Genomic DNA, 21,906 nt, shown 5'->3' with positions numbered 1-21,906 from the left:
TCGATGACCCGCTTCATCGACCGCGTGGTGATTCACGCACGGGCGGGTAACGGCGGCAACGGCTGCGCATCGGTGCACCGCGAGAAGTTCAAGCCTCTCGGCGGACCGGACGGCGGCAACGGCGGACGCGGCGGAAGCATCGTGTTCGTCGTCGACCCGCAGGTGCATACGCTGCTCGACTTCCACTTCCACCCGCACGTGGTCGCTCCGTCCGGAAAGCAAGGTGCCGGCAGCAACCGAGACGGGGCCGCAGGCGCCGATCTCGAGGTCAAGGTGCCCGACGGAACTGTCGTCCTCGACGAGCAGGGGCGGTTGCTGGCCGACCTCGTCGGCCCGGGCACGCGCTTCGAGGCGGCTGCGGGTGGCCGCGGCGGACTCGGCAATGCGGCGTTGGCGTCGCGGGCGCGCAAGGCGCCCGGATTCGCGCTGTTGGGCGAGAAGGGTGAGATCCGCGACCTCACGCTCGAACTGAAGACCGTCGCCGACGTCGGCCTGGTCGGGTTTCCGTCCGCAGGCAAGTCCTCACTCGTGTCCGCGATCTCGGCGGCCAAGCCGAAGATCGCCGACTATCCGTTCACGACGCTCGCGCCGAACCTCGGCGTCGTCTCCGCAGGCGACCACACGTTCACCGTCGCCGATGTTCCCGGACTGATCCCGGGCGCCTCTGAAGGCCGCGGGCTGGGGCTGGACTTCCTGCGCCACATCGAGCGCTGCGCGGTGCTCGTGCACGTGGTCGACTGCGCGACGCTGGAACCCGGTCGCGATCCGATCTCCGACATCGAGGCGCTCGAGGCCGAGATCGCCGCCTACACCCCGACACTGCAGGGTGACACCACGCTCGGTGACCTCGCCGAGCGCCCGCGCGCGGTGGTACTCAACAAGATCGACGTACCCGAAGCCCGCGAGCTCGCCGACTTCGTGTCCGAGGAGATCGCTTCGACATTCGGCTGGCCGGTCTTCGAGGTGTCCACTGTCGCTCGAGAAGGCCTGCGGCCGTTGACGTTCGCACTGTGGGACATGGTCGCGGCCTACCGCGCGGCGCAACCCGAGGTGGTCCCTCGGCGCCCGGTGATCCGGCCCGTGCCGGTCGACGAGACCTCGTTCTCCGTCGAACCGGACGGCCAGGGCGGCTTCGTCGTCCGCGGCACCCGCCCGCAGCGCTGGGTGGCGCAGACGAACTTCGAGAACGACGAAGCCGTGGGCTATCTCGGTGACCGGTTGGCGCGCCTGGGCGTCGAAGACGAACTGCTCAAACTCGGCGCGCGGCCGGGCTGCGCGGTGACCATCGGCGACATGACGTTCGACTGGGAGCCGCAGACGCCCGCCGGCGTCGACGTGCACCTGTCCGGCCGCGGCACCGACATCCGGCTCGAACAGAGCGACCGGGTGTCGGCCGACGAGCGCAAGGCGGCGAGGAAAGCGCGTCGAGAGAGTGCTCCCGAATGAGCTTTCACCGCGAGGCGGTTCGCACCGCCCGATCGGTGGTCGTCAAGATCGGTACCACCGCGTTGACCACGCCGACAGGCGAATTCGACAGCGGCCGGCTGCATCACCTGGTCGACGCGATAGAGGCGCGGATGAAGGCCGGCTCGGATGTGGTGATCGTGTCCTCGGGTGCGATCGCCGCCGGCATCGAGCCGCTGGGCCTGACCCGGCGGCCCACCGACCTGGCGACCAAGCAGGCCGCCGCGAGCGTCGGTCAAGTGGCGCTGGTCAATTCGTGGAGTGCGGCGTTCGCGCGCTATCAGCGCACCGTCGGGCAGATCCTGCTCACCGCGCACGACATCTCGATGCGGGTGCAGCACACCAACGCCCAGCGCACCCTCGACCGGCTACGCGCGCTGCACGCCATCGCGATCGTCAACGAGAACGACACCGTGGCCACCAACGAGATCCGGTTCGGTGACAATGACCGGCTCTCCGCGCTCGTCGCGCACCTGGTGGGGGCCGACGCACTGATCCTGCTCTCCGACGTCGACGGTCTCTACGACAGTGATCCGCGAAAAGCGGACGCGCGCTTCATCTCCGAGGTCGCCGGGCCCGACGACCTGACCGGGGTCTCGGCGGGGCGCGGCAGTCACCTCGGGACCGGCGGCATGGAGTCGAAGCTGTCGGCGGCGCTGCTGGCCTCTGATGCCGGGGTTCCGGTCCTGCTGGCCGCGGCGGCCGATGCCGCTACCGCGCTCGACGACGCGTCGGTGGGCACCGTGTTCGCCCCCCGTGCCGAGCGGATGTCGGCCCGCCGCTTCTGGGTGCGCTACGCCGCCGAGTCGGCCGGGGCGTTGACGCTGGACGACGGCGCGGTCGACGCCGTCGTGCGGCGGCGCCGCTCACTGCTCCCGGCCGGGATCACAGCGGTGACGGGCCGGTTCTCCGGCGGCGACGTCGTCGAGCTTCGCAGCCACGACGCGACGATGGTGGCCCGGGGTGTGGTGGCCTACGACGCTGCCGAACTGTCGACCATGCTGGGCCGGTCGACCTCCGATCTGCCCGCCGAGATGCGGCGTCCGGTCGTGCACGCCGACGATCTGGTCGCTGTCTAGAACCGGTCCTTCAGCCAGTTCTCCAGCCACTGTGCCCGGCGCTCGGCCGCGTCGATCGCGTCATTGTCGGCGTGCCGCAGCGGCACGCCGTGCGCGGACGCGGTCTCGACGACCGCGGCGCGCACGTCCGGATCGGCCAGCAGCAGCGTGGCGATCATGCTCGCCGACAGCGTGCGGTTGCGCAGCCTGCCGCGGTAGTTCACCTCGGTGGGAACGCGGATGTCCAGGAGGCCGGACAGCGGGCCGCCGGCTGCGGCCACTGCCGCGGTAAGCACGGCATCGGAGGCCAGGCCGATGATGCGCCCGCGGAACGGAAAGCGCGGCAACGGAAGTCGGCCGACCTGTGCCTGCAACCCATCCGCCAGCAGATAGCCGACGAGGCTGTGGGTTTCGATGTCGGTGACATCGGACCAGTGGACGGAGTCGCCGTCGAACTCCACCTCGTCACCGCTGACCGCGAGCCCGCCGACATGGTTGAGCAACCGGATCACCCGTTGCAGTGGGTCGGGCAGACGGGTGAGCGCGGCCACCGCGTCGCCGACACCGAGTCCCCAGCGCTGCGACGCCGGTCCGCTCGGCGGCGGCGGCACACCCGGCAGGCGCGAGATCACCCCGCTCACACCGGGCTCGCCATCGTCGGTAACTCGTCGGCGAGCAGCGCCAGTATCGGTGAGCACCCGTTGTCGATCTTCACCGTGGCCAGGTCGTCGCCGCGGGTGCGACCCCGGTTGACGATCGCGATCGGGATGCCGCGCGCCGCCGCGTGCCGGACGAAGCGATAGCCGGAGTAGACCGTCAGCGATGACCCGGCGACCAGTAGCGCGTCGGCGTAGTCGACCATCGCGTACGCCTCGTCCACTCGCGCTTTCGGCACACTCTCGCCGAAGTACACGATGTCGGGTTTGAGCATGCCGCCGCAGCGGGGGCAGTCGATGATCCGGAACTGGGATGTGTCGCCGACAACGGCGTCGGCGTCCGGCGCGACGGCGATGCTGTCGAGCTTCGCCACCCGTTCGCGGAAACCGGGATTGGCCGCTTCGAGCATGTCGTCCAGCGCAGCGCGGGACATGCCGTGCCCGCACTGCAGGCACACCACGTGCACGTAGGTGCCGTGCAGATCGATGACGGCGCGGCTACCCGCCTTGGTGTGCAGCAGGTCGACGTTCTGGGTGATCAGACCGGTGACGACCCCGACGCGCTCCAGCGCGGCCAGCGCGCGGTGCCCCGCGTTCGGCCGGCGTTCGTCCATGTGGCGCCACCCCACGTGGTTGCGGGCCCAGTAGCGCTGCCGGTACACGGGGTCGGAGGTGAACTGGCGGATGGTCATCGGGTTGGCCGGCGGCGAATCGGGCCCGCGGTAGTCCGGGATCCCGGAGTCCGTCGACATGCCGGCGCCGGTGAGCACCGCGATGCGGCGACCGCGAAGCGCGGTGATCAGTTCGGGGGACTCCACGACACGAGGATAGGCGTATCCGAATCGGTGCTGGTCAGCGCAGACACTCCGCGGCGCCGTCGAGGATCTCGGCCTTCATGTTCTGCTCCATCATCTGCAGCGCTGCTTGGCCGAGATCCGGATCGATGTGGGCGACGGCGTCGCGGGGGACCACGACCGGGAAGTGGCGAACGTAGGCGTCGAGCGCGGTGTAGAGGACGCATTGCTCGGTGACCTGACCGGTCAGCACGAGCCGCTCGGGTTTCAACTGCGTCAGTAGATAGGCCAGCGAGGTGGCGTAGAACGCGCTGTGGCGCACCTTGGTCATCACCGGTAAACCGTGCTTCGGCACGATCGGCTCCACCAGGTCGGGGCGCTCGCCGTCGAGTGCGCTGCGGACGATGTCGCTGAACTCGGCACTGAAGTCGCCGTAGTTGTCGTTGACGTAGATCAAGTCCATGTCGTCGCGATCCTGCGCCGCTGTGACGAGTTCGCTCAGCGGCTCGACGATCGGCTCGACGTGCGGGATCAGCTTGTCGGCGTCGGGATGCCGATAGGTGTTCATCATGTCGATGACGAGGATTGCGGACGCGCTCATGGGGGCGTTGATACCCACCGATTGAACGCGGACACATCGGGGACACAATGAACCATGAACTTTTACTCGGCGTATCGGCAGGGGTTCGTCCGTATCGCCGCCTGTACCCATCACACGACGCTGGCCGACCCGGTCGCGAACGCCGAATCGGTGCTGCGCATCGCCCGCCAGTGCCACGACGGCAACGTCGGCCTCGCGGTGTTTCCCGAGTTGACGCTGTCGGGGTACTCGATCGAGGACATCGTGATGCAGGACGCTCTGCTGGAGGCCGTCGACACCGCGGTCGGTGAGATCGCGGCCGGCTCTGCGGCACTGCTGCCGGTGCTCGTCGTCGGAGCGCCACTGCGGCACCGCAACCGCATCTACAACACCGCGATCGTGATCCATCGCGGTCAGGTGCTCGGCGTGGTGCCGAAGTCGTATCTGCCCACCTACCGCGAGTTCTACGAGAAGCGTCAGATCGCCGCCGGCGACGACGAGAGCGGCGACATCCGGGTCGGGGGAGTCGACGTCCCGTTCGGCCCCGATCTCCTGTTCGCTGCGCAGGATCTGCCGAATTTTGTTCTGCACGTGGAGATCTGCGAGGACATGTTCGTTCCGGTACCGCCGAGCGCCGAGGCTGCGCTGGCCGGCGCGACGGTGCTGGCCAACCTCTCGGGCAGCCCGATCACGATCGGCCGTGCCGAGGACCGTTCCCTGCTCGCACGCTCGGCGTCGTCGCGCTGCCTGGCGGCCTACGTGTATGCCGCTGCGGGAGAAGGGGAATCGACCACGGATCTGGCGTGGGACGGACAGACCATGATCTGGGAGAACGGGGTGTGTCTGGCGCAGTCCGAGCGTTTCCCCAAGGGGGAGCGGCGATCCGTGGCCGACGTCGACCTGCAGTTGCTGCGCAATGAGCGGGTCCGGATGGGCACGTTCGACGACAACAGGCGGCACCACCTGATCGACGACGACTCCTACCGGCGTATCGAATTCACGCTGAACCCGCCCGACGGCGACATCGGGCTGCGTCGTGAGGTGCAGCGATTCCCGTTCGTGCCCAACGATCCGGCCCGTCTGGAACAGGACTGCTACGAGGCCTACAACATCCAGGTCTCCGGCCTCGAACAACGGCTGCGGGCGCTGAAGTATCCGAAGGTGGTGCTGGGTCTGTCGGGCGGACTGGACTCCACGCATGCGCTGATCGTCGCCGCGCGCGCCATGGATCGCGAAGAACGGCCGCGCAGTGACATTCTCGCCTACACCCTGCCCGGGTTCGCCACCGGGGAACGCACCAGGAACAACGCCACCCGGCTTGCCGACGCGCTCGGCGTCACGTTCGAGACCATCGACATCAGGGCCACCGCGGAGTTGATGCTCAAGGAGATGGACCACCCGTTCTCCCGTGGCGAGAAGGTCTACGACGTCACGTTCGAGAACGTGCAGGCCGGGTTGCGTACCGATTACCTGTTCCGGCTGGCCAACCTCCGCGGTGGGATCGTGCTGGGCACCGGTGACCTCTCCGAGCTGGCGCTGGGCTGGTCCACGTACGGCGTGGGCGACCAGATGTCCCACTACAACGTCAACGGCGGTGTGCCCAAGACATTGATCCAGCATCTGATCCGCTGGGTCATCTCGTCGGCACAGTTCGACGACTCGGTCAACGAGGTGCTCGCTGACGTCCTGGACACCGAGATCAGTCCGGAACTGGTGCCCGCCGGTGAGGACGAGGAGATCCAGAGCAGCCAGGACAAGGTGGGTCCCTATGTGCTGCAGGATTTTTCGCTTTTCCAGGTGCTGCGCTACGGCTTCCGGCCGTCGCGGGTGGCGTTCCTGGCCTGGCATGCGTGGCGCGACGCCGAGCGTGGGGACTGGCCGGTCGGCATCCCCGAGGACGAGCGTCCGTCGTTCGAGATCGGCGAGATCCGGCACTGGCTGGAGGTTTTCGCGCAGCGTTACTACTCGTTCAGCCAGTTCAAACGCTCGGCACTGCCCAACGGTCCGAAGGTGTCGGCCGGCGGGTCGCTCTCTCCGCGCGGTGATTGGCGGGCGCCGTCGGACATGTCGGCGCGCACCTGGCTCGACGAGATCGAGCGCTGCGTCCCGCAGGCTTAGCCCTGCAGGAGGTCGTCGATCGCCTCGCGGGTCGGAGCGCAGTCACCGGCACCGGGGACCAGCGTCGCCAACGCGCCCGCGGCGCAGGCGCGGCGCAGTGCCGTCTCGGCGCCCGTCGGCCAGGCCCCGGCCAGCACGCCGGCGAACACGTCACCCGCGCCGGTGGTGTCGACCGGCTCGACCGCCGGGGCGGGCACGTCGTGCGTCGAGCCGTCAGTCACATACCGTGCGCCGTCGGGGCCTCGCGTGATGACCAGGTGGGCCACCCCGGTGTCGTGCCAATCGGAGGCCTCGGTCGCATTGACCACGACGACGTCGGCGCGATCGGCCAGCCGCCTGCGGTGCTCTGGATCGGTGAGCGTGGGGGAGGCGTTGACCATCACGACCGCGCCGGCCTCGCGGGCCACTGCGGCCGCATCGAGGGCCGTGGCTATCGGGATCTCCAACGAGATCAGCACGACGTCGCTGTCAGCGATCACCGACTGGACGTGCGCCGGCGTCACACTCAGGTGCGCATTGGCGCCGGGGGCCACCACGATGCAGTTCTCCGCGCCGGCGTCGACGAGGATCGCGGCCGATCCGCTCGGCCCAGGCACGTCGGTCACGGCCTGCAGGTCGACGTCGTTGCGGGTCAGATGTGCGCGCAGTTCGGCGGCCGCTGCATCGGTGCCCACGGCCGCGACGAGGCGCACTGACGCGCCGGACCGCGCCGCCGCCACGGCCTGGTTTCCGCCCTTGCCGCCGGGGCTGGTCGCCAACGAGGAAGCCAGCACCGTCTCGCCGGGCTCGGGGAGCGCCTCGACGGTGAAGGTGAGGTCGGCATTGACACTGCCCACCACGCAGATCCTCGCCACCGCGGCAACGCTACGCTGGGCGAATGAGTCTGCACGCACCGGAGCGAAGTGTGGGCACGCCCGGGGCTTCCGGCGACCTGCGCGGGCAGGTACACGACGCCGCCCGCCGCGCCCGCACGGCGTCGCGCGACCTGGCGACGCTGAGCACCGAGACGAAGAACCGGGCGCTGCACACCGCCGCTGACCACCTGCTGCTGAACACCCGCGCGATCCTCGACGCCAACGAGGCGGACCTGGCCGCCGCCCGTGACGCCGGCACCCCGGACGCCATGCTCGACCGGCTGGCACTGACCCCGGCCCGGGTGAACGGGATCGCCGACGGGCTCCGGCAGGTGGCCGGGCTGCCCGATCCGATCGGTGAGGTGCTGCGCGGGCGGACGCTGCCCAACGGGCTGCAACTGCGTCAGCAGCGCGTGCCGCTCGGCGTCGTCGGCATCGTCTACGAGGGCCGCCCCAACGTCACCGTCGACGCCTTCGGTCTGACGCTGAAGTCCGGTAACGCCGTCCTGCTGCGGGGTAGCTCGTCGGCCGCCCGGTCGAATGCAGCCCTGGTCGAGGCGCTACGCGCAGCTCTGGAGGCCGAGGGGCTCGATGCCGACGCGGTGCAGTTGCTGCCCAGCGCCGACCGCGCCAGCGTCACGCACCTGATCCAGGCGCGCGGCCTGGTCAACGTGGTGATCCCGCGCGGCGGGGCCGGACTGATCGACGCGGTCGTGCGCGATGCGCAAGTGCCCACCATCGAGACCGGCGTAGGCAACTGCCACGTCTACGTGCACGCCTCGGCTGATCTGGACATGGCCGAATTGATCGTGCTCAACGCCAAGACCCGTCGGCCCAGCGTCTGCAACGCGGCCGAGACCCTGCTGATCGACGCGGCGGTCGCCGACGTCGCGGTGCCCCGCCTGACGGGTGCGCTGCAGGCCGCCGGGGTCACGGTGCACGCCGACCCGTCAGAGGACGAGCTGCGCGCCGAGTTCCTGTCGATGGACATCGCGCTCGCTGTCGTCGACGGTGTCGATGCCGCGATCGAGCACGTCAACACCTATGGCACAGGCCACACCGAGGCCATCGTGACCACGGATCTGGCTGCCGCGCAACGCTTCAGCGAACGCGTCGACGCCGCCGCGGTGATGGTGAACGCCTCGACCTCGTTCACCGACGGGGAGCAGTTCGGCTTCGGCGCCGAGATCGGTATCTCGACACAAAAGCTGCACGCCCGGGGACCGATGGGGCTTCCCGAGCTGACCTCGACCAAATGGATCGTCTGGGGCGACGGTCAGACCCGTCCGGCCTGAGCAAGGAGAACCACTGTGAGTGTCCCCGCGCGCCCGGCGCCGCTGTTCGCCGACATCGACGATGTCGCGCGCCGGCTGGCCGAGACCGGATACCTGCCCGACACGGCGACCGCGACCGCGGTCTTCCTCGCCGACCGGCTGGAAAAGCCCCTGCTGGTGGAGGGGCCCGCCGGCGTCGGCAAGACCGAACTGGCGCGCGCCATCGCCCAGGCCACCGGATCGGGGCTGGTGCGGTTGCAGTGCTACGAGGGCGTCGACGAGGCGCGGGCGCTCTACGAGTGGAACCACGCCAAGCAGATCCTGCGCATCCAGACCGGCAGCCAGGGTGGTCAGGGCGACTGGGATCAGACCAAGACCGACGTCTTCTCCGAAGAATTCCTGCTGTCCCGCCCGCTGCTGACCGCGATCCGGCGCACCGAGCCGACCGTGTTGCTGATCGACGAGACCGACAAGGCCGACATCGAGATCGAAGGTCTGCTGCTGGAGGTCCTCAGCGACTTCGCGGTCACGGTGCCGGAGCTCGGCACGATCGTCGCCGAGCGCAAGCCGCTGGTGGTGCTGACCTCCAACGCCACCCGCGAGCTGTCCGAGGCGCTCAAGCGCCGCTGCCTGTTCCTGCACATCGATTTCCCCGACCCCGACCTGGAACGTCGCATCCTGCTCTCGCGGGTGCCGGAGCTGCCCGAGCGGCTGGCCGAGGAGCTGGTGCGCATCGTCGGCGTGCTGCGCGCGATGGCGTTGAAGAAGGTGCCGTCGGTGGCCGAGACCATCGACTGGGCGCGCACAGTGCTCGCGCTGGGACTGGACACCATCGACGACGAGGTGATCGCCGCGACGCTGGGCGTGATCCTCAAGCACCAGTCCGATCAAGTGAAGGCCGCCGGGGAGCTGAGGCTCAACTGATGGCCCCGCGTCGTACGCGTCCGCCGCAACCGCTTGCCCCGCATGGGATTCCGGGGCATCTGGTCGAGTTCGTCGAGGCGCTGCGCTCTGCGGGTATTGCGGTCGGACCCTCGGAAACCGTCGACGCCGGACGGGTGATGACCGTGCTCGGGATGGCCGACCGGCCGGCGCTGCGGGAAGGTATCGCGTGTGCGGTGCTGCGCCGCCCCGACCACCGCGACACCTACGACGCGCTGTTCGATCTGTACTTCCCGGCCGCGCTGGGCTCACGCACGGTGCTCGCCGACGAGTCGGCGGACAGCCAGAGCGTGCCGCCCGACGACGCCGAGGCGATGCGGCAGGCCCTGCTCGACCTGCTCTCCGACAACGAGGACGCGGGTCAGCTCGATGACCGGCTCGCGGCGATGATCGCCCAGATCGTCGAAGCCTACGGCCGCTACAACTCCAGCAGGGGTCCGTCGTATTCGTCGTATCAGGCGCTCAAGGCGATGAGCCTCGACAGCCTCGAGGGCCGGTTGTTGGCCGGCCTGCTGGCACCCTACGGCGAGGAGCCGACACCCACGCAGGAGCAGATCGCCAAAGCTCTTGCCGCGCAGCGCATCGCACAACTGCGGAAGATGGTGGAGGCCGAGACCAAACGGCGGACTGCCGAACAGCTCGGGCGTGAGCACGTGCAGACCTACGGCGTGCCGCAATTGTCCGAGAACGTCGAGTTCCTGCGTGCCTCAGGTGAACAGCTGCGCCAGATGCGGCGGGTGGTGGCGCCGCTGGCGCGCACCTTGGCGAGCCGGCTCGCGGCTCGGCGGCGACGCTCTCGCGCCGGAGAGATCGATCTGCGCAAGACATTGCGCAAGTCGATGTCCACGGGGGGCGTGCCGATCGATGTGGTGCTGAAGAAGCCGCATCCGGCCCGGCCCGAGCTGGTGGTGCTGTGTGACGTGTCGGGTTCGGTCGCGGGGTTCAGCCATTTCACGCTGCTGCTGGTCCACGCTCTGCGGCAACAGTTCTCCCGGGTTCGGGTGTTCGCCTTCATCGACACCACTGACGAGGTGACCGAAATGTTCGGTCCCGACGCCGATTTGGCGGTGGCCGTGCAGCGCATCACCCGGGAAGCGGGCGTGTACACCCGCGACGGGCACTCCGATTACGGCCACGCGTTCGTGTCGTTCATGGACAAGTATCCGAATGTGCTCTCGCCGCGCAGCTCGCTGCTGGTGCTCGGCGATGCCCGTAACAACTACCGCAATCCCGAATCCGATCTGCTGGCTCACATGGTCAACGCCAGCCGCCACGCGCACTGGCTCAACCCCGAGCCGAAGCATCTGTGGGGCAGCGGCGACTCCGCGGTGCCGCGATACACCGATGTGATCGCGATGCACGAGTGCCGGTCGGCCAAGCAGCTGGCCTCGGTGATCGACTCGCTGCTCCCGGTCTAGCGGTCAGGCGAAGGAGACCGTGACGTCGCCGCCCTTGGGGTCCGCCTTCGCGACCAGCGACCACGGCGCCCGGTACACCCGCCCCGGCGCCGCCGGCCACGGCGTGCGGGCGGTGCCGACGACGCGACCGTCCTGCACCGCGCGCAGCGCGGGTAGCCGGCGGTACTCGTCGGTCCACAGCAGCAGATCGTCTCGCGGGGCGCTGCCGCCGGCTGTCGAGACACGTTGCGGCGCAGCCCAGGCCAGCGGGGCCTCGGCCCGGATGTGAGCCGCGCTGTGCACGGGCTCGGCCGTGCCGCCGGTGCGCAGCCAGTCCCGCACGGCCGCGGCGACGTGGCGGCCGTCCAGTGCGGCGCCGTCGGCAGTGTCCACCGGATGCAGCAGGTTGCCGACCGCGAACACGCCGGGCCGGCTGGTGCGCAACGCGGCGTCGACGGCCGGGCCGCGGGTGCCCGGGTCCATCTCGACCCCACCCGTGCGTGCCAGCTCGTGATCGGGGATCCAGTCGCCGGTGAAAACGACAGTGTCGCAGGCGATATCGTGGCGTGTGCCGTCGCGTTCGACGGTGACCGACGACACCCTGCCCTTCCCGTTGACGGCGACGACCCTGCTGTTCGTCAGCACCGGACCGGCCAGCAGCGCGCGGCCGGCAACGCGGAAGGCCGTGTAGGCCTCGGCGCGCGGATGACGGCTGACCATGGCGACCGTCGCGCAGCCTGCTTCGCGCAGCGTCAGCACTGCCGACCAGCTGACCAGTTCGGCGCCCACGATGACGGCCCGGGTGCCGACCCGTCCGTGGTGCAGGTGCACGAGGTTCTGCAGCTGCCCGGTGGTGAACACGCCGTCGGGCCGGTCACCGGGGACCAGACGTGCGGGGCGGGGCCGTTCTCGGGCGCCCGTTGCGAGGATCACCGCGTCGGCGGCGACGGTTCGCACGCCGCGTGGGGACGTGATCGCGAGGGTGCGCTCACCCGCCCAGCCGGTGACCATGGCTTCGGTCTCGAGCGTCGCACCTGCCTCGGCGGCCATCGCCGTCAGCCGCCGCGCATAGGTCGGCCCCGAGACGAACCGGTGCAGATCCCGCAGCCCGTAGCCCAGATGGTCACTGTGGCGGGGGATTCCGCCGGTGTGGCTTTCCCGTTCCAGCACCAGCACCTCGCCGTCCACGGTGGGCGCCAGCGCCGCGGCAGCGGTCAGCCCCGACGGGCCGCCGCCGATGATCGCGACCGCGACCCGGCTCATCGCGCCACCCCCTCGGCGAGCAGCTCCGCGGTGTGCGCGCCGCAGTAGAAGCCCTGGCACCGCCCGTTCATCACCCGGGTGCGGCGCCGCAGACCGTCGAGATCCGCTGGGGGGATGGGGGAGTCGAACGCATCGCGGATCTCACCGACACTCACGCGCTCGCAGAAGCAGACCAGCCGGCCGTAGTCGGGATCGGCGGCGATGCGCTGCTCGTCCTGATAGGGCCGCACCCCGATCTCGCCGATGTTCGGCATCCTCGGCGGGGGTGGCAAACCGTCCCGCTCGGCGACGTCGACACCCGCCTCGGAGAGCAGTTCGGTCACGTATTCGGCCACCGCCATGCCCGACGTCAGCCCCGTGGAGCGGATGCCGCCGACCAGGACGTAGCGCGCGGCGGCGTTGAGGTCGATCACGTAATCGTCGTGGTTGCTCGCCGCGCGCAACCCGGCGTACGTCGCGGTGACCTCTTCGTCGAACAGGGCGGGCATCAATGCCCGGCCCTTCGTCACCAGGAAGTCCAGGCCCTTCTCCGAGGTTCCGGTCGCCGTCCGGTCGGTCAGGTTCTCCGAGGTCGGGCCGACCATCACGTTGCCGTAGATGGTCGGGCTGACGAGCACACCCTTGCCCCGCGAGGACGGCACGGCCAGCACGATCACCGGCACCATTGGACGCGCGAGCTTGTCGAACACCAGCAATTCGCCGCGCCGCGGGGTGACGGTCAGTCGCCCGTATCCGAACTGCGCGTCGAGGTGATCGGCGCCGAGCCCGGCGGCGTTGATCACCCAGCGGGCTCGCATCTCGCCGGCGCTGGTGTGCAGGGTGGTGTATTCCGCGCCGGGCGTCACCGCGGTCACCCGCGCGCCCCGCACGAGCGTCGCGCCACGGGCCACCGCGTCAGTGGCCAGCGCGAGATTCGTGGTCCACGTGCAGATGATCGACTCGCCGGGAACGCTCAGCCCCGCCATCGCCCCGGGGCCGAGGGCCGGTACCCGGCGGTAGACCTCGTCGGCACTGAGTAGCTCGGTGTCGCGGTAGCCGTTGCCTTCGGCCTTGACCATCAGGCCTGGCAGCGCGTGGACCTCCTCCGTGGTCCAGGCGACGAGCATGGCTCCGGTGCGTTCGACCGGGATGCCGGTCTGTTCGGCATAGTCGCCGAGCAGGTCGTAGCCTCGGGCGACGAGCCGGGACTCCACGGTGCCGGGGGTGGCGTCGAACCCGGTGTGCAGCAGCGCGGTGTTGGCCTTGCTGGTGCCGTCGCCAACGTCGTCGCGGGCTTCCACGAGCGTGACGGACAGCCGGGTGCCGGCGAGCGCCCGGGCGATCGCCGCGCCGACGATGCCGGCGCCGACGACCACGACGTCGACGACGGTTTCGGAACTCATTTCGTGGTCTCCTCAACGATGCGGCGCCAGCGCGCCAGGAAGTCGGCGGCGCGCTCGGCCGGCCAGTGCGGATCGTAGGTGCGTTGCGGCGTCCAGGCGCCGACGGCGTCGCCGACGGCCAGGCTGGGATCGATGGCGAGGCGGGCACATGCGGCTGCGCCGAGTGCCGTGGCGTGCGCCGACGGGTAGACCTCGACCGGGAGCTGCGCGAGATCGGCCTGGGCCTGCATGAGCACCTCGGACCGGGTCAGGCCCCCGTCGACGCGCAGCCGGTTCAGTGGTCGGCCGATGTCGGCGGACACGAGTCCGGTCAGTGCGGTCACCTGTGCGGCCACGCCCTCGAGCAATGCCCGGACCAGGTGCCCGCGGGTGCTCGACAGCGTCATGCCGGTGAAGCTGGCGGTGGCCGCCGAGTTCCACCAGGGCGCGGCGAGTCCGGCGAGCGCAGGCACGCAGATCACTCCGTCGCTCGTGTCGGCGGCGACGGTGTCGAGTTGGTCGGCGGCGGGCGCCAGACCCAGCTCGACGGCCCACCGCACCGCCGACGCCGCGGTGTACACCTGGCCGTCGACGCAGAACGCGGTCTCGTCACGCAGCCGCCAGGCCACCGACGTCGTCAACCCCCACCGGGACCGGACCGGCTCGGTGCCCAGCTGGGCGAGAAGGAACGCGCCGGTTCCGTATGTGCACTTCGCCGAGCCGGGTTGCAGGCAGCTCTCGGCGAGCAAGGCGGCCTGCTGGTCGACGATCAACCCGCCGATCGGCAGCGTCGGCCCGAACACGTCGGTGTGTCCGACGATCTGATCGCAGGCCACGATCTCCGGCATCGGCTCGCCGTCGAGCCCGAACACGGCGGCGAGCTCTGAGTCCCATCCTGGCTCGTCCAGCGACGTCAGCAAGGACCGGCTCGCCGTCGCCGCGTCGGTGACGAATGCGCCGCACAACCGGTGAAGCAGCCACGTGTCGGTGGTGGTGACGACGCCGTCGCGGGTCAGGTTCTGCCGAATCCACGCCATCTTGGGCGCCGAGAAGTACGGGTCGAGGACGAGGCCGGTGCGTTCGGCGATCCGTGTGCCGTGCCCCGCGAGCGTTCCGCACAGCGCCTCGGCGCGCCGGTCCTGCCAGACGACGGCCCGGGTGAGGGGAGCTCCGGTGGCGCGGTCCCATGCCAGCACGGTCTCGCCCTGATTGGCCAGCGCCACCGCCGCGACAGGTACGCCCGCCTCGGCGAGCGCCTGGCGGCCCGCGGTGACGACGCTGGCGAACAGCGCCTCGGGGTCCTGTTCGACGCCGCCGCCGGGTAGGTAGTCGGGCCGCAATGACACCTCGGCGGTCGCGCACACGGCACCGCGGCCGTCGACGACGACGGCCTTGGTGCCGGAGGTGCCCTGGTCGATCGCCAGGATCGCTTCGCTCACTCCCGCAGCTCGGCGTCGATGGAAGCCATGTCGGGCATCGTCAACCCCGCCCGGCCGTGCCGGACCAGCAGGTAGATCAGGTAGGCCGCGCCGATGGCGACCATGGCCAGCACGTACGCCCACGCCTGCTTGAACGAGGCGTCACGGAACAGGGCCAGCTCGAAGGCCAGCCAGACGACTGCCACCACGAGGATCGGGATCTCCCACTTTCCGAGGTCGAACTTGCCGTTCACGGGAAGCGACGAGCGCTTGACCAAGTACAGCACCACTGTCGAGGCGTACATCACGGCAGGCAGCAGTGTCGCGGCGCTGAAGAGTGTGAACAGAGCGGTCTCGGAGTGCGCGAAGATCGCCAGGATCAGCTGCGCCAGCGCGAAGTACAGCAGGGTCGCCTTGAACGGGGTGTGGAAGCGCGGCGAGATCTGGTTCCACTGCTGCCACCCGGGAAAGCGCCGATCCCGGGACATCGCCCAGGTCAGCCGCACACCGGTGATCATGATGACCAGACCGCACGCGAAGATCGCGAGCACGACCATGAGCAGGAGCAGCGTGGCCACCACCGAGCCGAGCGTGGTCTTGATGACGTCGGCGATCGGGGTGCCGGATTCGGCCAGTGCGACGGGATCGCCGGCGGCCAGCGTGACCGCGATGAGGAACACGAAGCCGAGCACGCCGGAGGCCAGCACCGCATTGCACATGGCCCGCGGCACCACGCGCTCGGGGTCGTGGGTCTCCTCGGCCAGGTTGGCGGCCGACTCGAACCCGACGATCGTGAACGCGCCCAGCAGGAAGCCCAGCATCCACGGGCCGGCCGAGGTCCAGTCGCCGAAGCTCCAGAAGCCCTCGGATGCCACCGCGCCCTTGCTGAACAGGTTGCTCACGTCCATGTCGCCGCGCACCGCGGCGACGACGAGCAGCAGCACCGTCAGCAGCGCCATGCCGATCAGTTCCAGCGTCACCAGGCCGTTGTTCACCCTCTCGGCCCACGGGGTGGACAGCGCCACCAGCGCGGCCTGCAGGACCAGGACCCCGGCGGTCATGACCCACGCGATCGTCGCGGTGCTCTCGTAGTTGAGCAGGACCGGCAGGATCGTCGACGCGATCGTGTAGTCGACCGCGACCACGACGATCGCCAGGAACGTGAACGAGATCCAGCCGATGATCCAGCCGAGGATGGGGTTCGCCAGCCGTGACATCCACTGGTAGTGGTAGCCCGTGACCGGGATGCGGGAGGCGAGCGCGCCCAGCACGAACGCCACCGCCAGCTGTCCGATCACGGCGATCGGCCAGGTCCAGATGCCGACGGGGCCGGAGCTGTTCAGCACCGCTCCGTAGGTGGTGAAGATGCCCGTGGCGATCGAGACGAACGCGAACGCGACGGCGAAGGATGCGAAGCGGCCGGTCCGCCGCTCGAGCGACTGGGTGTAGCCGAATTGGGCGAGCTCAGCCGAGTCGCTGGAGTCGGGGCGGGTCACGGGGGCCTCCTGGCCGTCTGTGGGGTGCAACGGTGGGTTGGTATAGACCATGTGGTTGAACCAAAGTATCAGCGTTGATGTGACGCCCGTCAATCCGGAAACCGACTTTTTACCCGGTCGTCACACGCGTCGAAGCGCAGCTCGCGGCGCTAATCTGGCGGGATGGCTTCGGGCACGCCGCTGTACATGTCGATCGCCGCGGATGTGCGCGACCGGATCGCCACCGAGCAGTTGGGTCCACACACCCTGTTGCCATCCGAGCGGGAACTGGCCGAACAGCACGGCGTCAGCCGGATGACCGCCCGCCAGGCCTTGTCGCTGCTGGAGAGCGAAGGAGCGGTGTACCGCAAGCCGCCGCGCGGCACCTTCGTGGCCGAACCCCGCGTCCGGTTCCACGTCGGCAGCTTCTCGGAGGAAGTGGCGCGGATGGGACGACGCCCGGCCGCCAAGCTGCTGTGGGCCGAACACCAGACCGCCAAGCCTGCGGTCCGGCGCGCGCTGGACCTTCCCGAGGGCGCCGCGGTGCACGTGTTCTATCGCCTGCGCAGCGTGGATGACGTGCCGTTCGCCCTCGAAACCACCTACCTGCCGGCCGACCTGACACCGGGAATCCTGGACGAACCCGACGGCGGTTCGCTGTGGGCGCTGCTGCGCTCCCGCTACGGGCTCGACCTCGCGCGGTCCACCGCGGTGCTGGAATCGATCGTGCTCGACGACGCGTCCAGCGTGCAGCTCGGCGTGCGGGCCGGGTCGGCGGGAACGCTGCTGACCCGCAGCACCCGCGACACCGCGGGCCGGTGCGTCGAGTACGCCCGCGACGTCTACCGCGCCGACCGTGCGGCCTTCGAGGTGTCCGAGGAACTGGGCGCCCATCGACTCTCGTCCGTCTGACCGCCGCTTTTCGGTCCCGTAAGCTCGCTAGTCGTGCAAGCGCGACGGCGGCTCGGGGTGATGGGCGGAACATTCGACCCCATCCACCACGGGCACCTCGTCGCGGCCAGCGAGGTGGCCAACCTGTTCGATCTCGACGAGGTGGTGTTCGTCCCCACCGGACAGCCGTGGCAGAAGCGCAGCCGAGCCGTCACCCCCGCCGAGGACCGCTACCTGATGACCGTCGTGGCCACCGCATCGAATCCGATGTTCTCGGTGAGCCGGGTCGACATCGACCGCGGCGGACCCACCTACACCAAGGACACTCTGCGGGACCTGCGTGCGCTCAACCCCGACGCCGACCTGTACTTCATCACCGGCGCCGACGCGCTGGCGTCGATCCTGTCGTGGCAGAACTGGGAAGAGATGTTCTCGATCGCGCGCTTCGTCGGGGTGAGCAGGCCGGGCTACGAGCTGGACGGGAAACACATCTCGGCGGCCATGGCCGAGTTGCCCGACGATGCTCTGCACCTGGTCGAGGTGCCGGCGCTGGCCATCTCGTCGACCGACTGCCGCGAGCGCGCCGAAGCCTCGCGGCCGATCTGGTACCTGGTACCCGACGGTGTCGTGCAGTACGTCGCCAAACGACATCTCTATCAACCGCATTCGAAGGAGACCGCTCCTGACCGCCACACCTGAAGCCATCCACATGGCCGAGATCGCCGCGCGTGCGGCCGCGGCCAAGCTCGCCGACGACGTCGTCGTCATCGACGTGTCCGAGCAACTCGTCATCACCGACTGCTTCGTCATCGCCTCGGCATCCAACGAACGTCAGGTCAACGCGATCGTCGACGAGGTCGAGGAGAAGATGCGTCAGGCCGGCTACAAGCCTGCGCGCCGCGAAGGTACCCGCGAAGGTCGCTGGACCCTGCTCGACTATGTCGACGTGGTGGTGCACATCCAGCACCAGGACGAGCGGAACTTCTACGCCCTGGACCGCCTGTGGCGCGACTGCCCGCTGGTGCCGGTGGAGCTGACCGGAGACGACGCGTGACGGTGCGCAAGCTGGTCATGCTGCGGCACGGACAGACCGAGTACAACGCCGGCAGCCGCATGCAGGGTCAGCTCGACACCGACCTGTCGGACCTTGGCCGCGAACAGGCCGTCGTCGCGGCCGAGGCACTCGCCAAACGCCAACCGCTGCTGATCGTCTCGTCGGATCTGCGCCGCGCGCTCGACACCGCGGTCGCGCTCGGCGACCGGTGCGGCCAGCAGGTGTCGGTCGATGCCCGGCTGCGGGAGACACACCTGGGCGACTGGCAGGGGATGACCCACCTCGAGGTCGACGAGGTGGCCCCCGGTGCCCGGCTGGCGTGGCGCGACGACGCGCGCTGGGCCCCGCACGGCGGGGAGAGCCGCGTCGACGTCGCCGACCGCAGTCTTCCGCTGGTGCGTGAACTCGTTGCCGACCAACCAGAGTGGGGTGCCGACGCTGCGGACCGGCCGGTGGTGCTGGTGGCGCACGGCGGGTTGATCGCCGCGCTCACCGCGGCGCTGCTGGACCTGCCCGTCGACACCTGGCCCGTGCTCGGCGGGCTCGGCAATGCCAGCTGGGTGCAGTTGGCCGGTCACACCCGCCGCGACGGCGATCCGGCGATCCTGGCCGACATCCGCTGGCGCCTCGACGTGTGGAACGCTTCGGCGCAGGTCGCCAGCGATGTCCTCTGAGTCGCGCGCCGGGCGTACCACCCTGCTCGTCTTCTGCGACTCGCTGTCGTACTACGGCCCGACCGGCGGGCTGCCCGCCGACGACCCCAGAATCTGGCCCAATCTGGTTGCCGCTCAACTCGACTGGGACGTCGAGGTCATCGGGCGAATCGGGTGGACCAGCCGTGACGTGTGGTGGGCGGCGACACAGGACCCGCGGTCGTGGGCGGCGCTGCCCCGCGCCGGCGCGGTCGTCTTCGCGACGTCCGGCATGGACTCGCTGCCGTCGGTGCTGCCCACCGCGCTACGGGAACTCATCCGCTATGCCCGGCCCCCACAGCTGAGGCGTTGGGTGCGCGACGGGTACAGCTGGCTGCAGCCGCGGCTCTCGCCGATCGCGCGGTCGGCGCTACCCCCGCATCTGACCGTCGAATACCTCGAGATGACCCGCGCCGCCATTGATTTCAACCGCCCCGGCATACCGGTGGTGGCGTCGCTGCCCTCGGTGCACATCGCGGAGTCCTACGGCAACGCCCACCATGGCCGACCCGGTACCGTTGCCGCGCTCACCCGCTGGGCCGACGAGCACGGGGTCCCGCTGGTCGACCTCAAAGCCGCTGTCGCGGAGGAGATCTACAGCGGTCGCGGCAATCCTGACGGAATCCACTGGAACTTCGAGGCGCACCGGGCAGTCGCTGACCTGATGCTCAAAGGACTTGCCGAAGCCGGTGTCCCGATCCCGGATTCGCGCAGCCGTCCATGACAGTGGTGGTGGTCAGCGACTCCTCGGCGCGCCTGGGAGACGCGGCGGGGCGCTGGGGAATCCGCGAGGTGCCGCTGCACGTGCTCGTCGACGGCGCCGATCTCCGCGACGGCGTCGATGACGTCCCGCACGACGTGCACGACCGGCCCAAGGTCACGACGGCCGGTGCGGCGCCGGCCGAATTGGCCGAGCACTACCGCCGCGCCCTGGCCGACAGTGACGGCGCCGGTGTGCTCGCCGTGCATCTGTCGGCGGCACTGTCGAGCACCTACAGCGCCGCGGTGACGGCGGCCCGTGAGTTCGGTTCAGCTGTGCGGGTGGTCAATTCGCGCTCGGCCGCGATGGGTACCGGGTTCATCGCCCGCGAGGCCTCGCGGTGCGCCGCCGGCGGCGCTGATCTCGACGCGGTCGCCGACGCGGCTCGAGCGGCGCGGGAACGAACCCAGGTGTTCCTCGTCGTGCACCGGTTGGACAACCTGCGCCGCAGCGGTCGCATCGGCACCGCGTCGTCGTGGCTGGGCACCGCGCTGTCGCTCAAGCCGCTGCTGAAACTGGATGTGGACGGCAGGCTCGTGCTCGACCAGCGCATCCGCACCGTGAGCAAAGCGCATGCGGCACTGGTGGATCGCGTTGCCGACATGGTCGGCACGAAACCGGCCGATGTCGTGGTCCACCACGTCGACAATCACGACGGCGCAGACCAACTCGGTGCAGCGCTCACTCAGCGGCTACCCCAGTTGTCGTCGTTGAGCGTTGAGGACATGGGTCCGGTGCTGTCGGTCCACGTCGGCGGGGGAGCGGTCGGGGTGGCCGTGCAGGTCTGCGAGGTCAGCCCGCGAACCGGCCCGTGATCGGCGGCAGGTCGGCCAGCGTCACGATGCCCGGCGGCGCCGCCACCACCGCCGGCACCGCATTGGTCACCGGCAGCGCGGTGTAGATCATGCCCAGGCCCATGAATCCGGGCTCTGTCCAGTCTTTCGGCGGCAGGCAGTGCACCACGGTGCGCATGTTGGGCACCCCGAACACCTGCACGACGTGGCCGTGTTCGAGGGGCTTGGGCGGGGTGACGTGGCTGCCCATGATCCAGTTGAACCCGACGCTGACCACGTTGCGCTCACCCACCCAGCCGCGGTGGTAGCCGTGGACGCCGGCGACGGTGCCGGCGGGGATCTGCATGAACCCCAGGTCGCTGTCGCCGGTGGCGGTGGTGAAGGTGACGTCGAAGGTGATGCGATCCAGCGTCGCCCCGATCGCGTCGGCCATCATCGCCGCCGATTCGGCGAACACCTCGCTCTCGCGGCGCACGCTCTCGGCCAAGCCGGGAGTGTCGGGATCTTGTGAGAAGCCCATCGCGGTCTGCGTGCCGGCCGACTCGTAGGTCGAGCAGTCCACCGACTCGGTGATGCGGATCTCGTCGACCCGCTCGCAGGCACCGCTGAGCACCATGCCCACCAGATTCGACATCCCCGGATGGGCGCCGCTGCCGAAGATCGTCGAATTGCCTGTCTCGCAGGCTTTTCGGATACGGTCGAGATCTTCGGGCGACTGCTTGCCGCCGGTGATCCATGCCGCCGACGAGCACACGTTGATGCCGGACTCGAGCAGCCGGACCAGCTCGTCGATACTCGGCCACAGCGGGTTGTAGCAGCAGGCGTCCGGGCGCAGCGCGACCAGCGCCTCGATGTCGTCGGTCGCGGTGACCCCGGTGGCCTCGGGCCAGCCGGCCAACTCGGCGGCGTCGACGCCGACCTTGTCCGCGCCGTGGGCGTACACGCCGACCAGTTCCATGTCGTCGCGCCCGATGATCGCGTGCAGCGACCGGCGGCCGATGTTCCCGGTGGTCCACTGGATGACCCGCAGGGGATTGTCGGTCGGCATGGCGTCAACCTAC

The 21,906-nt window shown here is 69.6% G+C and carries 21 protein-coding genes; 12 read left to right on the top strand and 9 right to left on the bottom strand.

Features of this window, described 5'->3' with window-relative positions:
• Nucleotides 1-3: 3 nt before the first annotated feature.
• Both obgE and proB read left to right on the top strand, forming a co-directional pair.
• Entirely contained in the window at nt 4-1,446 is a 1,443-nt protein-coding gene (gene obgE / locus ACZ50N_RS16870) for a GTPase ObgE (RefSeq protein ID WP_046366658.1), read from the top strand.
• Complete coding sequence (gene proB, locus ACZ50N_RS16865; RefSeq protein ID WP_464473362.1) at nt 1,443-2,543, top strand: glutamate 5-kinase; 1,101 nt, start codon at nt 1,443-1,445, stop codon at nt 2,541-2,543. The genes obgE and proB overlap by 4 nt, the downstream gene beginning before the upstream one ends.
• Here proB and ACZ50N_RS16860 read toward each other — a convergent pair.
• From ACZ50N_RS16860 to ACZ50N_RS16850, 3 genes are read right to left on the bottom strand one after another with little or no spacing between them, the layout of a single operon-like run.
• Nucleotides 2,540-3,163: a hypothetical protein gene (locus ACZ50N_RS16860; protein ID WP_236694156.1), complete on the bottom strand. Its 624-nt coding sequence runs from the start codon at nt 3,161-3,163 to the stop codon at nt 2,540-2,542. The two genes, proB and ACZ50N_RS16860, sit on opposite strands and share 4 nt — an antisense overlap.
• The gene (locus ACZ50N_RS16855; protein ID WP_464473361.1) at nt 3,160-3,996 is read right to left on the bottom strand and encodes an NAD-dependent protein deacetylase; all 837 of its coding nucleotides are present in this window, start codon (nt 3,994-3,996) and stop codon (nt 3,160-3,162) included. The genes ACZ50N_RS16860 and ACZ50N_RS16855 overlap by 4 nt, the downstream gene beginning before the upstream one ends.
• Nucleotides 3,997-4,030: 34 nt before the next feature.
• Nucleotides 4,031-4,573 (bottom strand): cysteine hydrolase family protein, encoded by a 543-nt coding sequence (locus tag ACZ50N_RS16850; protein WP_073684746.1) that lies wholly within the window; start codon nt 4,571-4,573, stop codon nt 4,031-4,033.
• 54 nt (nt 4,574-4,627) lie between these two features.
• On the opposite strand from ACZ50N_RS16850, the gene ACZ50N_RS16845 reads away from it, so the two are divergent.
• A complete protein-coding gene (locus ACZ50N_RS16845; RefSeq protein WP_464473360.1) occupies nt 4,628-6,670 on the top strand; it encodes an NAD(+) synthase in 2,043 nt (680 codons plus the stop codon).
• On the opposite strand, the gene ACZ50N_RS16840 is transcribed toward ACZ50N_RS16845, so the two are convergent.
• Nucleotides 6,667-7,524: a ribokinase gene (locus tag ACZ50N_RS16840; protein ID WP_464473359.1), complete on the bottom strand. Its 858-nt coding sequence runs from the start codon at nt 7,522-7,524 to the stop codon at nt 6,667-6,669. The genes ACZ50N_RS16845 and ACZ50N_RS16840 overlap by 4 nt on opposite strands.
• Before the next feature lie 23 nt (nt 7,525-7,547).
• On the opposite strand from ACZ50N_RS16840, the gene ACZ50N_RS16835 reads away from it, so the two are divergent.
• Genes ACZ50N_RS16835 through ACZ50N_RS16825 form a run of 3 tightly spaced genes read left to right on the top strand, consistent with a single transcriptional unit; the run spans nt 7,548 to nt 11,158 of the window.
• The gene (locus tag ACZ50N_RS16835) at nt 7,548-8,819 is read left to right on the top strand and encodes a glutamate-5-semialdehyde dehydrogenase (RefSeq protein ID WP_464473358.1); all 1,272 of its coding nucleotides are present in this window, start codon (nt 7,548-7,550) and stop codon (nt 8,817-8,819) included.
• Between the two features lie 15 nt (nt 8,820-8,834).
• Nucleotides 8,835-9,722 (top strand): AAA family ATPase, encoded by an 888-nt coding sequence (locus ACZ50N_RS16830; RefSeq protein WP_046366644.1) that lies wholly within the window; start codon nt 8,835-8,837, stop codon nt 9,720-9,722.
• On the top strand, nt 9,722-11,158 hold the full coding sequence (locus ACZ50N_RS16825) for a vWA domain-containing protein (RefSeq protein ID WP_048422786.1): 1,437 nt from the start codon (nt 9,722-9,724) through the stop codon (nt 11,156-11,158). Before ACZ50N_RS16830 ends, ACZ50N_RS16825 begins: the two co-directional genes overlap by 1 nt.
• Nucleotides 11,159-11,161: 3 nt before the next feature.
• Here ACZ50N_RS16825 and ACZ50N_RS16820 read toward each other — a convergent pair whose 3' ends face one another.
• From ACZ50N_RS16820 to ACZ50N_RS16805, 4 genes are read right to left on the bottom strand one after another with little or no spacing between them, the layout of a single operon-like run.
• Complete coding sequence (locus ACZ50N_RS16820) at nt 11,162-12,400, bottom strand: NAD(P)/FAD-dependent oxidoreductase (RefSeq protein ID WP_464473357.1); 1,239 nt, start codon at nt 12,398-12,400, stop codon at nt 11,162-11,164.
• Entirely contained in the window at nt 12,397-13,782 is a 1,386-nt protein-coding gene (locus tag ACZ50N_RS16815; protein WP_464473356.1) for an NAD(P)/FAD-dependent oxidoreductase, read from the bottom strand. Before ACZ50N_RS16815 ends, ACZ50N_RS16820 begins: the two co-directional genes overlap by 4 nt.
• A complete protein-coding gene (locus ACZ50N_RS16810; protein ID WP_464473355.1) occupies nt 13,779-15,200 on the bottom strand; it encodes an FGGY family carbohydrate kinase in 1,422 nt (473 codons plus the stop codon). Before ACZ50N_RS16810 ends, ACZ50N_RS16815 begins: the two co-directional genes overlap by 4 nt.
• Nucleotides 15,197-16,726, bottom strand: coding sequence for an amino acid permease (locus ACZ50N_RS16805; protein ID WP_464473354.1), 1,530 nt, complete (start codon nt 16,724-16,726; stop codon nt 15,197-15,199). The genes ACZ50N_RS16810 and ACZ50N_RS16805 overlap by 4 nt, the downstream gene beginning before the upstream one ends.
• A 111-nt stretch (nt 16,727-16,837) precedes the next feature.
• On the opposite strand from ACZ50N_RS16805, the gene ACZ50N_RS16800 reads away from it, so the two are divergent.
• The 6 genes from ACZ50N_RS16800 to ACZ50N_RS16775 are packed head-to-tail and all read left to right on the top strand — an operon-like array spanning nt 16,838 to nt 20,866.
• Nucleotides 16,838-17,566, top strand: a complete 729-nt coding sequence (locus ACZ50N_RS16800; RefSeq protein ID WP_046366204.1) for a GntR family transcriptional regulator — start codon at nt 16,838-16,840, stop codon at nt 17,564-17,566.
• Between the two features lie 33 nt (nt 17,567-17,599).
• Nucleotides 17,600-18,244: a nicotinate-nucleotide adenylyltransferase gene (nadD, locus tag ACZ50N_RS16795; RefSeq protein WP_073685540.1), complete on the top strand. Its 645-nt coding sequence runs from the start codon at nt 17,600-17,602 to the stop codon at nt 18,242-18,244.
• Nucleotides 18,228-18,599, top strand: a complete 372-nt coding sequence (gene rsfS / locus ACZ50N_RS16790) for a ribosome silencing factor (RefSeq protein WP_046366207.1) — start codon at nt 18,228-18,230, stop codon at nt 18,597-18,599. The genes nadD and rsfS overlap by 17 nt, the downstream gene beginning before the upstream one ends.
• The gene (gene gpgP, locus ACZ50N_RS16785) at nt 18,596-19,273 is read left to right on the top strand and encodes a glucosyl-3-phosphoglycerate phosphatase (protein ID WP_464473353.1); all 678 of its coding nucleotides are present in this window, start codon (nt 18,596-18,598) and stop codon (nt 19,271-19,273) included. The genes rsfS and gpgP overlap by 4 nt, the downstream gene beginning before the upstream one ends.
• Nucleotides 19,263-20,015 carry a diglucosylglycerate octanoyltransferase gene (gene octT / locus ACZ50N_RS16780; RefSeq protein WP_464473352.1) on the top strand — a complete coding sequence of 251 codons (753 nt, stop codon included), beginning with the start codon at nt 19,263-19,265 and terminating at the stop codon, nt 20,013-20,015. Before gpgP ends, octT begins: the two co-directional genes overlap by 11 nt.
• Nucleotides 20,012-20,866, top strand: coding sequence for a DegV family protein (locus ACZ50N_RS16775; RefSeq protein ID WP_464473351.1), 855 nt, complete (start codon nt 20,012-20,014; stop codon nt 20,864-20,866). The genes octT and ACZ50N_RS16775 overlap by 4 nt, the downstream gene beginning before the upstream one ends.
• On the opposite strand, the gene ACZ50N_RS16770 is transcribed toward ACZ50N_RS16775, so the two are convergent.
• The gene (locus tag ACZ50N_RS16770; RefSeq protein ID WP_464473350.1) at nt 20,844-21,893 is read right to left on the bottom strand and encodes an NAD(P)H-dependent amine dehydrogenase family protein; all 1,050 of its coding nucleotides are present in this window, start codon (nt 21,891-21,893) and stop codon (nt 20,844-20,846) included. The genes ACZ50N_RS16775 and ACZ50N_RS16770 overlap by 23 nt on opposite strands.
• Nucleotides 21,894-21,906: the final 13 nt, after the last annotated feature.

The sequence above is a fragment of the Mycolicibacterium obuense genome (assembly GCF_055397605.1).
The sequence above is the reverse complement of the archived record's forward strand: the minus strand, read 5'-3'. Positions and strand labels throughout refer to the sequence as shown.